Raw genomic sequence first — 15692 nt, 5'->3', positions numbered from 1 at the left:
CTAGGGTTTTGTGCTATTATTTAGTGATACGAAATAAACTAAATTTTTCCTCTAGATTGGGGTGTTTCTTTGAAAGAACGTTTGTGGACTAAATCTTTTATTATGTTGATGGTTGGGAATCTGTTTGTATTTATGTCCTTCCAAATGCTTATTCCAACCTTACCGCCTTACATAAAATCCATAGGTGCAAGTGGGCTGGAAATTGGCCTAGTTACGGCATTGTTTTCCATCGGTGCTGTGCTAATTCGACCGTTTATTGGATTCATGCTTGAATACAAACATAGAAAACATCTCGTAATAATAGGAGCAGTCATTCTTTTCGCCATTACAATTCTATATCCAATCTCCAGCATTGTCGTGGTATTCCTTTTAATCCGTTTTGTGCATGGACTTGCGTGGGGGTGGTCAACTACCGTGAATGGTACAGCAGCAGTGGACGTAATTCCATTTTCCCGGCTGGGTGAAGGCATGGGTTATTTTGGGCTATCAAATACAATTGCTTATATTATTGCTCCTAGTCTAGGAATCTTCTTATACAATGTCACTACATTTACAAATCTAATAGCTATTTCTAGCATCTTAGGGTTTATATCTGTAGTGCTGCTTGCACTCGTACACTATCGAACACCTGAAGCTGTAGTAAATACTAAAAAAGAGGACCTTAAATTCTCCTACCTTGATTCATTAGTGGAGAAATCGAGCTGGTATCCTTCTTTTATTACCTTCATTATTTGTCTTGGTTATGGTTCTGTCTCAACCTTTATCGTCATCTTTGGAGAAGAAAAAGGCATTGATCAAATTTTCTTATTCTATATTCTTAATGCCATCGTTGCTACAGTGGCTAGACCCATTACAGGTAAGTGGTTTGATGAAAAGGGACCGATTGCAATGGTATTTATCTGTATCTGCGCTACCTTTATTGGGCTGTGGATCCTGTCTTATGCACAAACCAATTTTATGCTTGCCGCAGCTGGTGGACTATTTGGAATCGGCTTTGGCTGTGCATTGCCTATCTTGCAAGCCTGGACATTATCCATTACACCCGAAAATCGCAGGGGTGTGGCGAATGGAATGTTTTTTTCAGCCATAGATTTAGGAATTGGTTTAAGCGGAATGATTTTCGGAGCAATAGCTCTATTCACTGATACGGCAAATCTCTTCCGAATAAGCAGTCTATTTTTAATTATTGCTATCGTTTTAACTATGATAGAAGTTAGGAAAAAAAGAGTTACTCCGAAGGAAAGAATTGTATCATAAACAAAAGGTCAGTTCCTCGAGTTAAAGAGGAGCAGACCTTTTATTAAATTATTGAAGTAAATAATTTTTTCGCTAAAATATTCTAAATATTCTCTACTTTTGTTACAATAAGTTGGGGTGATTTTTTTATTAAAAGGAGGAAGAACATGAATGAATATCGGTAGTCTTTTATCTCAAAATGCCAGGAAGTTCCCGGAAGTTTTGGCCATTGAATGTGAAGGCCGGAATTATACCTACCGTCAATTTAATGAGGAAGTAAATAGACTTGCTCATGGTCTACTAGAAATGGGGATAAATAAGGGCGATAAAATAGCCTTGATGATGAAAAATTCGGATCATTTTGTGTTCACCTTTTTTGCAATTGCTAAAATCGGTGCAGTTGCAGTACCTGTTAATTTTCGATTAACCTCCTCCGAGGTACACTACATACTACAGCAATCAGAGGCAAAGCTAGTGGTTTGTGACCTTGAATTTGAAGAAATCATTACTACAGCAAAAGACGATAGTAATGTAGAGACCGTGATTACTATCGGCGAACCACGAATATTAGGCTACCGCTCCTATGAAAGCGCTTTATCTTCTGGTAAGAATGAACCCGAAATTGAGGTTTCTGAAGAAGATGATTTAGAAATCTTATATACTTCAGGAACAACAGGGCGACCAAAAGGTGCATTGTTTGATCATAAGAGGATTTTTAATGTGGGAATATCTGTAACTATTAATATGGGATTACGTCCACATGAGCGTATTCTTCATGTAGCACCACTCTTCCACTCTGCACAGTTAAATCTTTTCCTAATTTCGGGTGTTGCTTTAGGGGCAACCCACATCATCCATCGTGATTTTCATCCAGTTAAAGCACTCCAAATCATTCAAGAACATAAAATTACTCACTTCTTTGGTGTTCCAGCCATGTTTAATTTCATACTTCAGGTTCCAAATGCAGCTCAATACGATTTATCCTCCATCCGCAGATGTGGGTATGGTGCAGCACCGATGGCACCCGAGTTAGTGAAAAAGAGTATCCAATTATTTAAAACCGATCAATTTTACAATCTTTGCGGCTTGACCGAGGGTGGACCTGGAGGAATTCTGCTAGATCCAGAGGGGCATAAGCTTCATCTTGGCAAGGGAGGAAAACCTATTTTTCTAACTGAGACACGCGTTGTCGACGAACAAGGTAATGATGTTAAACCTAGTGTAGTAGGTGAATTCATTATTAAAAGCCCGATGGTTATGAAAGAGTACTATAAAAAACCGGATGAGACAAAAAGTACGATAAAAAATGGCTGGCTCTATACAGGTGATTTAGCAACGATTGATGAGGAAGGTTATATTACCCTTGTTGATCGGAAAAAGGACATGATTATTACAGGCGGTGAAAATGTTTATTCTGTTGAAGTCGAAGGGGTTCTTTTCGAGCATCCAGCTGTATTAGATGCAGCCATTATTGGACTGCCTGACGAAACATGGGGTGAGGCGGTATGCGCCATCATTGTTCCAAAAGAAGGGGCTGTCATTAATGAAGATGAGTTGAAAAGCTTCTGCCGTCAAAAGCTAGCAGGATACAAGGTTCCAAGAAGGATCTTTATTGAACAGCAGTTACCAAGGAATGCCTCTGGGAAAATATTAAAATATCAGCTTCGTCAAAAATTGAACCAGGTCAATGCTTAGCAGGTAAGCGGGTACAAATAGAAAGTGAGGCGTTCAAAATGAAACATCCTTATTTAACTGGAGACCATGAAATTTTTCGGAAGTCATTAAGGAAAATTCTAGAGAAAGAAGCTGTCCCTTTTTATGATCAATGGGAAGAGGAGAGAATGATTCCTCGCTCCTTATGGAGAAAAATGGGAGAACAAGGCTTCCTATGCCCGGATTTAGATGAACAATATGGTGGCAGTGGTGTCGACTGGGGATTTTCAGTGGTTATTAATGAAGAGTTAGAGAGAGTTGGGTCTGGTCTAGTGGGAATGGGCCTTCATAATGATATCGTTGTCCCTTATATCAATTCTTTCGGCTCTGAGGAGCAAAAACAGCGCTGGCTTCCCCAGTGTGTAACAGGGGAACTTATTACGGCCATTGCCATGACCGAACCAGGTACAGGGTCTGATCTCGCTAATATTAAAACTACAGCAAAGCTTGATGGGGACCACTATATATTGAATGGACAAAAAACCTTTATCACAAATGGAATTCAATCAGATTTAATTCTTGTCGCCTGTAAAACAGATCCTAATTCAGTACCAAAACATAAAGGGGTGAGCCTGCTCCTAGTAGAACGTGATACTCCCGGTTTTTCAAGAGGAAGAAAGCTGAATAAAGTGGGTCTTCATAGTCAGGATACGTCTGAGTTAATATTTGAGGATTGCAAAGTACCTAAGGAGAACCTGCTTGGTGAAGAAGGCAAAGGCTTCTTGTATATGATGGATAAACTTCAGCAGGAACGTCTGCTTGTGGCAATTGCAGCACAAACTGCAGCAGAGGTAATGCTTCAAGGGACGATTAACTATGTGAAAAGTCGTGAAGCCTTCGGAAAACCTGTCAGCCAATTTCAAAATACGCAGTTTAAAATTGCTGAAATGGCTACTGAGGTGGAGATGGGGAGAGCTTTTTTAGATCAATTAATAGCTGAACATATCGATGGTCGAAATGTGGTAACGAAGGTTTCGATGGCGAAATGGAGGCTTACGGATACCGCAAAGAAAATTGCAGGTGAATGCCTGCAGCTTCATGGCGGCTATGGATATATGGAAGAATACGAGATTGCGAGAAGATTCCGGGATATTCAAGTTTCAAGTATTTACGCTGGTACAAATGAAATTATGAAAACAATTATTGCTAAAAATTTAGGTTTGTAAATTGGAGGAGATTCGATGACAACCACTATTGGAAAGATTTTCGAATTAACGGTAAAAAGATATCCGAACAAGGAAGCGATATATGATGTTAGAAAAAACGTCCGTTATACGTACAAAGAATGGAATGAGCAGGTAAATCGCCTCGCAAATGCACTGGTAAACGAAGGCGTTAAAAAAGGTGACCGTGTTTCCACATTCATGTTTAATACAGAAGAATTAGGAACTGCATTCTTTGCCTGTGCTAAGATAGGTGCCATCTTCAATCCAATAAACTTCCGCTTAATGCCCGAAGAGGTGGCTTTTATTCTATCAGATGCAGCTCCTAAGGTTGTTCTTTTTGAAAAGGCGTTGGAGCCTGTTATTGCTGCTATTGAAAATCGTTTTGATGGGATTGCTTTTTGGTTTATTGACGAAGAATCGCCAGCCTATGCAGTAAGCTACCAAGAAAAACTAGCTGAGGTTTCGAACGTAGAAATCCATGCTGAAGTTAATGAAAATGACACTTATGCGTTTATTTATACTAGCGGGACAACTGGAAGGCCAAAAGGGGTCATGCATAGCCATCGAAATATGGTAGACCAAAGTATGCTATGTATTGCTGCCCAAAAGCTAGATTCAGAAGATGTTGGACTTGTTACCGCTCCAATGTTCCATTGCGCTGAGCTTCACTGTGCCTTTTTGCCAAGAATTCAGGCTGGAGCCCGAAACGTCATCCTTCACCAATTTAATCCGAAGATCATCTTACAATTAATTCAGCAAGAGAAAATTACGAAGTTTTTTGCAGCCCCTACTATGTGGAATATGCTGCTGCAAGAGGATTTAAGCCAATATAATACGGAGAGTCTGAAGCTTGGTTTATATGGTGCTGCTCCAATGGCACCGTCTCTTGTGCACGCTCTCCACGACCGGTTCGGTATCGGGTTAGTTCAAGCCTACGGGATGACAGAAATGGGTCCTGCTATCACCTTCTTATCCGAAAAGGATCAGCTTAGAAAGGCTGGATCAGCTGGGCAAGCTGCATTTAATCATGATATTCGCGTCGTTCGTACTAGAGAGGATGGTCCGTCAGAACCTGATGATGTGGTTCCAGTTGGGGAAACAGGCGAGATTATTGTTAAAGGTCCGTGCATGATGGCAGGCTACTTTAATCGTGAAGAAGCGACAGAAAAATCGATGTATAAAGGCTGGTATCATTCAGGTGATATCGGTTATCTAGACGCGGAGGGCTTCCTTTATGTCAATGACCGTGTGGATGACATGATCATAAGCGGCGGGGAAAATATTTATCCACGTGAGGTCGAGGATGTTTTACATGCGCATGAGGGTGTATTGGATGTCGCAATTGTCGGCCAGCCAGATGACCGCTGGGGTGAAACAGTTACTGCTTTTGTGGTGAAAAAGAACCCTCAGCTAACTGAGCAGGACCTGGAAGCCTATTGTAAAAACAGTGATAGTCTTGCAAACTACAAACGCCCGCGTAAATATGTCTTCTGTGAAGCATTGCCGCGTAATGCAAGTGGCAAAATCCAAAAATTTGTGCTGCGGAAGCAGTTAGAAGAGCTATTTACACAGGGATGATGATGAAAAGGTCGCTGAGCATGTCTCAGCGACCTTTTTCAGTACGAGATACTGCCGGATGGCGAGAAATACTCACGTATGGCAGAAAATACACTCGAACAACAAAAAAAGGTATAATAAGAGAAGATTAAATAGTAGAAGGGGGAGACGTTTTGTTATTTGAAAAAGCTCAACAATTGTTAGAATCTCATTTTGGCTATTCATCGTTTCGAAATGGGCAGGAGCTTGCTATCCAATCTGTATTAGCTGGAGAAAACACCATTTGTGTCATGCCAACTGGCGGAGGGAAATCAATTTGTTATCAAATTCCTGCACTTGTTCTACCTGGTACCACGATTGTAATATCCCCGTTAATCTCACTTATGAAGGATCAAGTCGATGCCCTCGTACAGGTAGGAATTCCTGCAACTTTTATCAATAGCTCACTAAATTACAATGAAGCCAATCAACGAATCTGGGAAGCAAAACAAGGAATGTACAAGCTCCTCTACGTAGCACCCGAGCGACTAGAATCTCGTGAATTTATTGAGGACCTTAAACAAATGGATATTCCTTTAGTAGCGGTTGATGAAGCACATTGTATCTCACAATGGGGACATGACTTTCGCCCAAGCTACCGCCATATCCAGCAAATGGTTCGAAGCCTTCCACAAAAACCGAATGTCATTGCTCTAACAGCAACAGCAACTCCAAGGGTTCGGGAAGATATCTGTGAAACATTAGACATCGAAGAAGAGAATTCAATCATTACTGGGTTCGAAAGAGAGAACCTTAGTTTTACTGTGATTAAAGGTCAAGACAGGCTTCACTTTATTAAAGATTATTTAAAAAAGAATGAAAAAGAAGCAGGAATAATCTATGCAGCCACCCGGAAGAACGTTGACCAGCTTTATGAAAGACTAAAAAAAGAAAATACCAACGTCGCCCGTTATCATGCCGGAATGGGGGACGCCGAGCGCATGAGCGAGCAGGATCGATTTCTAAAAGATGAAGCCTCCGTTATGGTTGCAACATCAGCTTTTGGGATGGGAATCGATAAGTCCAACATCCGGTATGTCCTCCATTTTCAACTTCCGAAAAATATGGAGAGCTACTATCAAGAAGCAGGCCGTGCAGGACGAGATGGATTAGAGAGTGAATGTATTCTCCTGTATTCCTCCCAGGATGTACAAGTTCAGCGTTTTCTAATAGATCAATCGAGCGACCGAACTCGGATGACGCAGGAACTGGAAAAGTTGCAGCAGATGGTCGACTATTGCCATACAGAAAACTGTCTGCAGGAATTTATTTTAAAATATTTTGGCGAAACAGAAACCGAGACATGCGGAAGGTGTGGGAATTGCCTCGATTCCCGTTCAAGCCACGATGTAACAAAAGAAGCGCAAATGGTCATGTCTTGCGTAATTCGAATGGGGCAGAGATTTGGTAAAACACTGACAGCTCAAGTACTAACAGGATCCAAGAATAAAAAAGTGACAGAAATGGGCTTTGACAAGCTTACTACGTACGGAATTATGAAGGAAAAAGGTTCAAAGGAAGTCAGTGATTTTATCGAGTTCTTAATCTCCCAGGAGCTAATTGCAATTGAACAAGGACAATTTCCTACAATATATGTTTCCCCTAAAGGAAAAGATGTCTTGCTTGGAAAAGAACAAGTCCATCGCAGAGAAACGGTTAAAGTTAGAGAAATTTCAAAGGATGACCCATTGTTCGAAACCTTACGTGAAGTAAGAAGGGCAATTGCTGAAACAGAAAAAGTGCCGCCATTTGTTATTTTTTCTGATGCTGCGTTAAAGGACATGTGTGCTAGACTGCCAAGGACAAACGAGGAATTTTTAAATGTAAGTGGAGTAGGGGAACTAAAACTGAAGAAATATGGACTTAATTTTATTCAAGCCATTCGTTCATTTTGCGAAGCACATCCAGACCGACAGTCAGAACAGATTCCAACTGCTGCTCCAAAAAAGCCAGCCAAAAAGTCTATTGGCGATTCGCACTTAGAGACTTTCCAGTTGCACCAGCAAAACTTATCAGTAGAACAGATTGCTGAAAAACGTGAGCTGGCACTGAGCACGGTTGAAAACCATTTAATCCAATGTGCTCAACAAGGAATGTCAGTAGATTTCACGAGGCTTATTCCCGCTGAATACCTTCAATTACTAGAAAAAGTAGTGGAAGAGGTTGGCAGAGATCGTTTAAAGCCCATTAAAGATCAGTTGCCTGAAGAAGTAAGTTACTTCATGATAAAAGGGTATTTATACTTTTTAAGTAAAAACAAATAGGAATAGAACAAAACACTGGATTGATCACACATCCAGTGTTTTTTCATTGTTTATAGATTATTAACAAAATTAGATTATGCGTAGCAAATTAATAATTTATTTGTCGTCTGTCGTGTTAATTTGTTGATATTTCCCGGGAATTTGTCGATAAAGAAACAGCCGAATGCAATCATACGGCTGTTATGATTCCTTATACTCATCCAAAAAGGGTTTATTAACAAAATGATACATCCAAGCCATTAATATACCTCCGCCAATCAAGTTACCAATCGTAACGGGGATTAGGTTATGGAAAACACCGCCCCATGAGATTGTACCTGGATGATTTAACACTAACGCAATAGCAAACGTACACATATTGGCGATGCTGTGCTCATAGCCGGAAATAAAAAAGCAGAACACAAAAAGCATCATCGAAAACATTTTTGGTCCATCGCCTTTTAGACCCATTGGGATAAAGAAGGCTAAGCAAACGAGCCAATTACAAAGAATTCCTCTAAAGAACAATTCCATCGTTGGAACTTGCATTTTCTTTTCCACAACACTCAATAAAAAGCCATTAACCGACGATTCTTCATAAAGACCCGTTGTAAAAATTAATAGTGCGAATACTGCTGCCCCTAAAATATTTCCAATGTAGCTGCTAACCCAGAGCTGGGTTACTTCTAACCATGCCATTTTTCCTCTTAGTGCTGCATAGGTATAATAAAAAGTATTACCAGTAAACAAATCTCCTCCGCCGTAAGCGATTAAAATAATCGCTGACCCAAATGTGAGAGCAGCCATCGGGTAGGCAAAAGGGGAATGTTCCAAATAAAAGTAGTTTCCAGTCTTAAATGCAACGATTACACCAAAACCGATAAACATACTTGCAAGCATGGCTCGTAAAATATACCGTAACAGGCTTTGTCTGAAAATTTTTACTTTCTTTAACGCCAGCTTTTCGACTTCACTTAAGAGTGGCATTTCCATTTTCTTTATCACCATCCATAGAGAACAAATTCTATCTTTTTAGTGTCAATCATAGTACATTAAATTATGCATGTATAGAATAATAGATAAATTAATAACATAAGTTTCTTAAAAATGCATTAAATTTATCCACAAAAACCATATTTCGACTATAATGAAGTAGTTTTTCTAATACTGATTTTAAGGAGTTTGCTATGTCCTATTTGAAAAAAATAACCCCTGAATATGATCCATGGGAAGCCTATAATGATATCAAGCAATACGGAAAACCTAAACTTACTAATATCGAATTCACGACAACTCACCTTTGTAATATGCGCTGTGAGCACTGTGCAGTAGGGTACACCCTTCAAACAAAAGACCCTGAAGCAATTCCTCTGGATTTGCTTTTGCATAGGTTAGATGAAATTCCAACCCTACGGTCCCTTAGTATCACAGGCGGCGAACCGATGCTTTCCTTGTCTTCTATAAAAAATTACGTGGTGCCAATATTAAAATATGCCCATGAACATGGTGTTCGGACGCAGATTAATTCGAATTTAACTCTTGATTTAGCACGCTATGAATTAATTATTCCTTATTTGGATGTTTTACATATCTCGCATAATTGGGGTACAGTAGATGATTTTGTTGAGGGTGGATTTGCTAGGATGGCAAACAAGCCTGATTTCAAACAACGAGAAAAGTATTTTAACAGAATGGTAGAAAACAGCAGGGAATTAGTAAAGGCTGGTGTAATGGTTTCTGCGGAAACTATGCTTAACAAACGAACATTACCTCATCTTGAGAAAATACATCGCCAAATTGTTGATGAGATGCTCTGTCAGCGACATGAGGTTCACCCTATGTATCCAAGTGATTTTGCTAGTAATTTAGAAACGTTATCCCTGAATGAAATTAGGGAAGCTATTCATCATTTATTAGATATACGTGATGAAAACGTATGGATGCTTTTTGGGACGTTACCCTTTTACGCATGCAGTCATCAACCGGAAGATTTAAAGCTGTTAACTAGACTCTTTCAAAGTCGAAATGTAACGGTTAGAAATGATCCTGATGGACGGTCACGTCTAAATGTTAATATTTTTAATGGGGATATTATCGTTACAGATTTTGGTGATACACCGCCACTCGGGAATGTCCTAAATACAAAGCTGACAGACGCGTATGAAAACTGGCAATCTTCTACGATTGCTAAGGAATTGAGTTGTCATTGTCCTGCTGTATCGTGTCTTGGTCCGAATATTTTAGTTAAAAATAGTTATTATCAGGAATTGGATTTTTCCAATCTCCAAAACAATATAAGCAAATAAAAAAGCAGGAGCTCCTGCTTTTTTTCTATTGACGTCTATTTTATTGATAAACAGAAGGTTTTTGATTAAACTTAGGAAATCATAAAAAGAAAGTGTAATGTGGTGAAGGTTAGATGGAAAATGAAAAAACACTTACATATGAAATTATGGAAGTATGTTTGCTTGCGGGAAAAATTATGCTTCAAAGCGGTGGAGAAACCTATCGGGTTGAGGATACAATGATGAGAATGGCCGCTGCTTTTGGAATCGAAAATTCGCACAGTTATGTAACTCCAACCGGGATAATTTTTTCTGCAGAAGGTACGGAGCCAACCAAGACGAAGTTGATTCGAATATCAACAAGATCTACCGACTTAAAAAAAGTAGCTATGGTAAATAGTATTTCACGAAGGATTACTAGCGGTGAATTAAATCTGGAATCAGCCCTAACACTTCTAAAAGAGCTCGATGCTTTAAATGTAACCTTTCCATTTATGGTTCAGGTTGCAGCAGCCTCAATTGCCAGCGGCTGTTTTATGATTATGTTTATGGGTGAGTGGATTGATTTTATCCCAGCTATGGTAACTGGAGGAGTAGGTTATTTCGGTTTTTTATACTTTCACCGGTACATATCTGTGAAGTTCTTCTCGGAATTTTTGGCCTCATTCATTATTGGTTTACTGTCCTTTTTCCTTGTAAAAATAGGAGCAGGGCAGCAGTTGGATAAAATTATTATTGGGTCCGTCATGACGTTAGTTCCAGGACTTTTAGTCACGAATGCAGTAAGAGATTTAATGGCGGGGCATTTAGTTTCGGGATTATCTAAAGGTGCGGAGGCATTGTTAACCGCTTTTGCTATCGGATCAGGAATTGCAGTAGTTTTATCTTTTTTGTAAAAGGAGGCTTAATGTGGATATCATTGGACAATTAGTCACTAGCTTTATTGCCACAGCCGCATTTGGCGTGATTTTTAATGCACCGAGGGAGACTTTAGTAAAATGCGGATTTGTCGGAATGGGTGGCTGGATTATTTATTATATAGCGGAAAAATATTCGGGAGATCCTGTTTTATCCACACTAGGAGCTACTCTTTTTGTGGGGATAGTCAGTCAGGAGTTAGCTAAGTTTTATAAAACACCGGTTATTATTTTTAGTGTTGCAGGAATCATTCCTTTAGTTCCTGGTGGTTTAGCATATGATACAATGAGAAACTTTGTCGAGGACGATTACTTTCAAGCATTAGCATTAGGTGCAAAAGTAACGTTACTATCGGGATCAATCGCATTTGGTCTTGTTTTTTCAGAAGTTATCAATCAAGTGGTACGAAAAATTAAAGGTGTAAGGATTTGAAATTCTAAAAACACTTGAAGAATTGGACGAAGGCAGAGGAATATCCTCTGCCTTCTTTTGCTTTGATCCAAAAGGGATCACTATTGTAACTTGTGATTGGGTGTGTTTCTTATATCTGCAATCGCAAGGTAAGTATTTATATATAATAAATGGTATTAAAAGACCAATTTGCCGCGGTTACTCTTCCACCTGATGGTTTTATACCTAAACGATGTAAGCCCTACCTCTCTTACATCCTTACGGCTCCGAAGCCGATCCAGTGTGAATAAGTTTTACTTTTAAAACATAAGCAGAATGCCAGAAAAAAATTCTTACATTGCGTTTATCTATCTATTACAAGTTACATGAAATCTAAAGCACAATTAATAATATTACACCCTGTCGTTGAATTTGTCAATATAATATCTCGCTAATATTATATTAGTGCCTATCTTTAAAAAAAGGAAATAGGAACCGTTAGTAGAAATTATAGTAATAGAAATGGAAAGGAGGGGGGGAAATGCTTTTTTTTCGTAAACTGTTCCTCACAGCCTCACGGTACAAATATCGAACAGTGATTCTGTTTACCTTGCTTTTTATTATTGTAAATGCAGAAATTATGCGAATTATAGAACCTAAGACGTTTGAAAGCAGCTTGCAAGCGGTGTGGTGGATTCTTACTACAATGACTACGGTAGGCTATGGAGATGTATATCCAGCTACTGAAGCAGGAAGAACTTGGGCTATGATTGTGGTGTATACAATAGGAATTGGTCTTTTTGGAACGGTTATTGGGGTGATTGTTGAGGGGGTCTCCCAGTATAAAAAGAGGAAGGAGGAGGGTAAGTTGTTTTATAAAGGTGAAAATCACTTTGTCATAATTGGCTGGACTGCCAAAAGTAAGAGTACGATTAAAGAATTATTTTTAGGTGATGAGAAAACGGATATCGTATTGATAGATGAAGTTGAAAAGACTCCTTTTGAGCATGAACGATTTCATTATATTCAAGGAAGTCCGACAGATGTAGAGACATTAAGAAAGGCACGAATTGAAAATTCCCAAGCTGTTTTGCTGTTTGCAGCAGAAGGTATTACCAATCCTGACTTAGTGGATGGAAAGACTCTTTTAGTTGCTTCGTCCATTGAACGTTATGATGATGGAACGGATAAAAGTATTTATACGATTGCAGAAATCGTCAACGAAAAGCATGTCGATAATTTTAAGCATGTAAAGATTGATGAGTTTATATTATCAAATGGGTCTGTGTCCAACCTAATGGCAAAGTCGGCACAAATGAAAGGAGCCAGCCACCTATTTACACAATTGCTAAGCAGACAGGATGGAGATGGGGGAAGTGATCTTTGGGAAGTCCGCGTAAATCTTGAGTGGAAAACCTATGGTGAAGCATATGAACAACTTAAAGAAAAAGGGGCTCAGCTAATCGCTGATCGGAATGATTTGAACATCCTCAAGAAATGGAATGAGCCCATCCCGAAGGAAGCTAGATTATTTATTATATGTGATAAGGATACATATCAAAAGCTATGAAAAAACGCGTCTAAGAAGACGCGTTTTTTCAATATGTCAAACATCCAGCAATAACAATCCCAATAGATACTGACAATAATAGTAGAAAAAGACCAACTGCAGTATTGTTTTCTTCAATGCTCTGGGATACGTTAAACCGACGAGGTGTGAGCCACTCGGTTAGATAAAAAACAATAATCTGTGCCGCGATTCCCACTGCCCCCCAAATGACCATATCTACTAGCGAGATGGAGTTAGCTAGTGCGGAATATAAAACAATTGCCAGCCCTAGAAGTCTACCGCCCAGCACATAACTTGCAGCTTTATTTCCTTTCGCCATTAAGGCGAATTCCTTTACCTTTGTGGTGATTTCCATTAAAAAGAGTCCAACGAGTAATAAAGCTAACGAAACAGCCAAATATATTAAGAAATCTAACAATTAAACTCCTCCTTTTTTATGCCAACTGGTAAGTAATAAGATTCATTACCTGTGATTTTTCCTCCCGCACGAATCCCGATACTGCTCGGTTTCCCAGCAATAAGGAAAGACCCAAATACCATAGATAGTTCTTCGATACCTTTTTCTGTTTCGAGTGAAACAACAGGAAGAGGGACATACGATTGATAGACAGGCAGTTCGTTATGATATGTTTGGAAGGGATTTTGAACATCAACTTTGCTGTGTGTATCCCATATGGTAACGGTATCTCCCTCCCTGCCGAATGATGGTTTCTGAACATAGGCAGCAGAACCTGAAAATCCATCTGCTTCAAGATAGGTAGGCACCATATATGTTTTTATCCAATCCCGTTCTTCCACCGTATAAAAGCCCTCTTGTTCTGCTAAGCCCCAAACTAGACATTGAATGGATTTGGGTTGTAGCAGGAAAGCTGAAACAGGATTTACAATTGATAATTTTCGGTCCTTTACAAGTTGTAATAATTCAACTCCAACTAAATCCCCACTATTTGGGTCTCGGTCCTCAAGCAAATGTTCTAGAGGATAGGTCTGCCGATATAAGACATCAATTGGTATACCCGCAGAATCTAAGAGTGCACCATCGGTAATTCTTAACTCTGAGATGGGGATGATTTGATTAGGGACATTACATAACTGACTTAAATACATCGTTGTATTCCAATCCTCCATATGGTCACGGTGGGCAGTGAACACCACATTAGGTGACTCATGGGCCTTTCCTGATTCAAGGACGGCTTTAGTGATACCTGAAGCTAGAAGCCGCTCTTGGTTTTCATTGGGATTACGATAATCGAATTCAGAACATACCTCCCCGTTGATTTTGAAGCATTCAACGATAAAAGTAGGGGTATCAGCATTAAACTCAAGCATTTTTACTCCACTGCTTGTCAAAGCAAAATCAAATCTAGAGATAATCGACTCAGGAAAAAGACTTTTTATCCGAAGAAATGGAAGACTTGCAGCAGGGAAACCAAGTTCAAGAAGCTGTTCGTCTTCAAGAGTGCGCAGGAGACCTGCGGTTTTAAAGAATATCCTGCCCATACGTTCCGTTGCTTCCTTCAAAAGGGCGTGCGTCTGTTCTGTAATGCTTTGAACATGGTAAAGACTGTATTCGCTTCCGTATAAGTTGGACCAAAAGTCAGGAAATCTGGAGTAAAATTGGTTTCGGTCCTTTGTATATGTGGACATGTGATTACCCTCCAAATCCACCTTTAGAGCCGCTGCCGAATCCGCTCTTAAAGCTAGAGGAAGATTTATATGACTTGTAAGCAGATGAATTTAACAAAGAGGATTTGCTTCTGAAAAACATCCCTCCGTAAAAGAAATGGCCATAGTAACTTGACCTAGTATCATCACATTGCCAAACTCCGTCATCATCATCCCATTCCCAGTCTGAACAGTCCGTGTCTTCTGGAACTGGGGGTAAGTCCTGTGCCTGGGAACAACCGGACAAGGTCGTTCCAGCCACAAGAGAAGTAAGAACGCCAGAGATTAACCATTGGGTTTTCTTCACCTTCTCACGCTCCTTTTAAATGTCTAGCGCATGCAGCCTGTGCAAGGCGCTTGTGCTTTTCTTCGTTATAATTACATTATAAAAGTAAATTTCAGGAAAACAATGGTAAGATAAAAGAAAAAGAAAAGAGGGATTCAAATGAGGTTGGAATATCGACTTGATGATGAGCTAAAACAATATCCTGCCTTGTGGAATTATCAAAATATTACTCCTGTTGAAGCGGTCGCAAGAATGACATGCGAATTCTTCGTAAAAGAAGGAGAGACATATGTGGTAAATGCCACTGCTATGGACCCGGATGGAACGGCAGTTTTGTATGTATCAAAAGATAGCTACACCAATGATAGCTCCGATACAATCTATTCTCACATTGGTTTTGAAGTCAGGGAACTGAAGGGCACAACATCTACATTAGTGGAAGGAAAAGATGTTTGGAGTCATGAAGAGATACTGGCAACGTTACATTCCGACATTATCTACCTTCAAAAGGACGGTAAGTTTATGGAGTTTGAACTTGACTCAAGGGAGATAGATGAGGATCGAAGATGCTACATTTTTTATGGGACATTTTCTGGTAAAAATCGATAAAAAATTACAAGAAAT

General features: G+C 39.5%; 14 protein-coding genes. 10 read left to right on the top strand and 4 right to left on the bottom strand.

All coding sequences use genetic code 11. The features are described 5' to 3' along the window. Positions 1–69: 69 nt before the first annotated feature. From ABC255_RS25625 to recQ, 5 genes are all read left to right on the top strand, one after another. Positions 70–1257: an MFS transporter gene (locus tag ABC255_RS25625; RefSeq protein WP_412997877.1), complete on the top strand. Its 1188-nt coding sequence runs from the start codon at positions 70–72 to the stop codon at positions 1255–1257. Between the two features lie 150 nt (positions 1258–1407). Then, positions 1408–2931 (top strand): long-chain-fatty-acid--CoA ligase, encoded by a 1524-nt coding sequence (locus tag ABC255_RS25620; protein WP_412997875.1) that lies wholly within the window; start codon positions 1408–1410, stop codon positions 2929–2931. A gap of 38 nt (positions 2932–2969) precedes the next feature. Then, positions 2970–4115, top strand: a complete 1146-nt coding sequence (locus ABC255_RS25615) for an acyl-CoA dehydrogenase family protein (RefSeq protein WP_412997874.1) — start codon at positions 2970–2972, stop codon at positions 4113–4115. Between the two features lie 15 nt (positions 4116–4130). After that, positions 4131–5693 (top strand): fatty acid--CoA ligase, encoded by a 1563-nt coding sequence (locus ABC255_RS25610; RefSeq protein ID WP_412997873.1) that lies wholly within the window; start codon positions 4131–4133, stop codon positions 5691–5693. A 152-nt stretch (positions 5694–5845) separates the two neighbouring features. Next, on the top strand, positions 5846–7975 hold the full coding sequence (gene recQ / locus ABC255_RS25605) for a DNA helicase RecQ (RefSeq protein ID WP_412997871.1): 2130 nt from the start codon (positions 5846–5848) through the stop codon (positions 7973–7975). Positions 7976–8155: 180 nt separating this feature from the next. Here recQ and ABC255_RS25600 read toward each other — a convergent pair whose 3' ends face one another. Next, positions 8156–8947, bottom strand: a complete 792-nt coding sequence (locus ABC255_RS25600) for a formate/nitrite transporter family protein (RefSeq protein WP_412997869.1) — start codon at positions 8945–8947, stop codon at positions 8156–8158. 194 nt (positions 8948–9141) lie between these two features. On the opposite strand from ABC255_RS25600, the gene yfkAB reads away from it, so the two are divergent. From yfkAB to ABC255_RS25580, 4 genes are all read left to right on the top strand, one after another. Continuing rightward, entirely contained in the window at positions 9142–10260 is a 1119-nt protein-coding gene (yfkAB, locus tag ABC255_RS25595) for a radical SAM/CxCxxxxC motif protein YfkAB (RefSeq protein WP_412997868.1), read from the top strand. Positions 10261–10373: 113 nt separating this feature from the next. Further along, positions 10374–11135 carry a threonine/serine exporter family protein gene (locus ABC255_RS25590; protein ID WP_412997866.1) on the top strand — a complete coding sequence of 254 codons (762 nt, stop codon included), beginning with the start codon at positions 10374–10376 and terminating at the stop codon, positions 11133–11135. A 13-nt stretch (positions 11136–11148) separates the two neighbouring features. Continuing rightward, positions 11149–11589 carry a threonine/serine exporter family protein gene (locus ABC255_RS25585; RefSeq protein ID WP_412997865.1) on the top strand — a complete coding sequence of 147 codons (441 nt, stop codon included), beginning with the start codon at positions 11149–11151 and terminating at the stop codon, positions 11587–11589. Positions 11590–12088: 499 nt separating this feature from the next. Next, positions 12089–13117, top strand: a complete 1029-nt coding sequence (locus ABC255_RS25580) for an ion channel (protein WP_412997863.1) — start codon at positions 12089–12091, stop codon at positions 13115–13117. 28 nt (positions 13118–13145) lie between these two features. Here the strand turns inward: ABC255_RS25580 and ABC255_RS25575 are convergent, their stop codons facing one another. From ABC255_RS25575 to ABC255_RS25565, 3 genes are read right to left on the bottom strand one after another with little or no spacing between them, the layout of a single operon-like run. Further along, a complete protein-coding gene (locus tag ABC255_RS25575; protein WP_412997861.1) occupies positions 13146–13535 on the bottom strand; it encodes a DUF350 domain-containing protein in 390 nt (129 codons plus the stop codon). After that, positions 13529–14764 carry a glutathionylspermidine synthase family protein gene (locus tag ABC255_RS25570; RefSeq protein WP_412997860.1) on the bottom strand — a complete coding sequence of 412 codons (1236 nt, stop codon included), beginning with the start codon at positions 14762–14764 and terminating at the stop codon, positions 13529–13531. The genes ABC255_RS25575 and ABC255_RS25570 overlap by 7 nt, the downstream gene beginning before the upstream one ends. Before the next feature lie 4 nt (positions 14765–14768). Continuing rightward, positions 14769–15089, bottom strand: a complete 321-nt coding sequence (locus ABC255_RS25565) for a hypothetical protein (RefSeq protein ID WP_412997858.1) — start codon at positions 15087–15089, stop codon at positions 14769–14771. 138 nt (positions 15090–15227) lie between these two features. On the opposite strand from ABC255_RS25565, the gene ABC255_RS25560 reads away from it, so the two are divergent. Next, on the top strand, positions 15228–15677 hold the full coding sequence (locus ABC255_RS25560) for a hypothetical protein (protein WP_412997856.1): 450 nt from the start codon (positions 15228–15230) through the stop codon (positions 15675–15677). The last annotated feature ends 15 nt before the right edge of the window (positions 15678–15692 follow it).

Origin of the sequence: Neobacillus canaveralius (assembly GCF_047237705.1) — a bacterium.
Taxonomy (GTDB): Bacteria; Bacillota; Bacilli; order Bacillales; family Cytobacillaceae; genus Neobacillus; species Neobacillus niacini_K.
The sequence above is the reverse complement of the archived record's forward strand: the minus strand, read 5'-3'. Positions and strand labels throughout refer to the sequence as shown.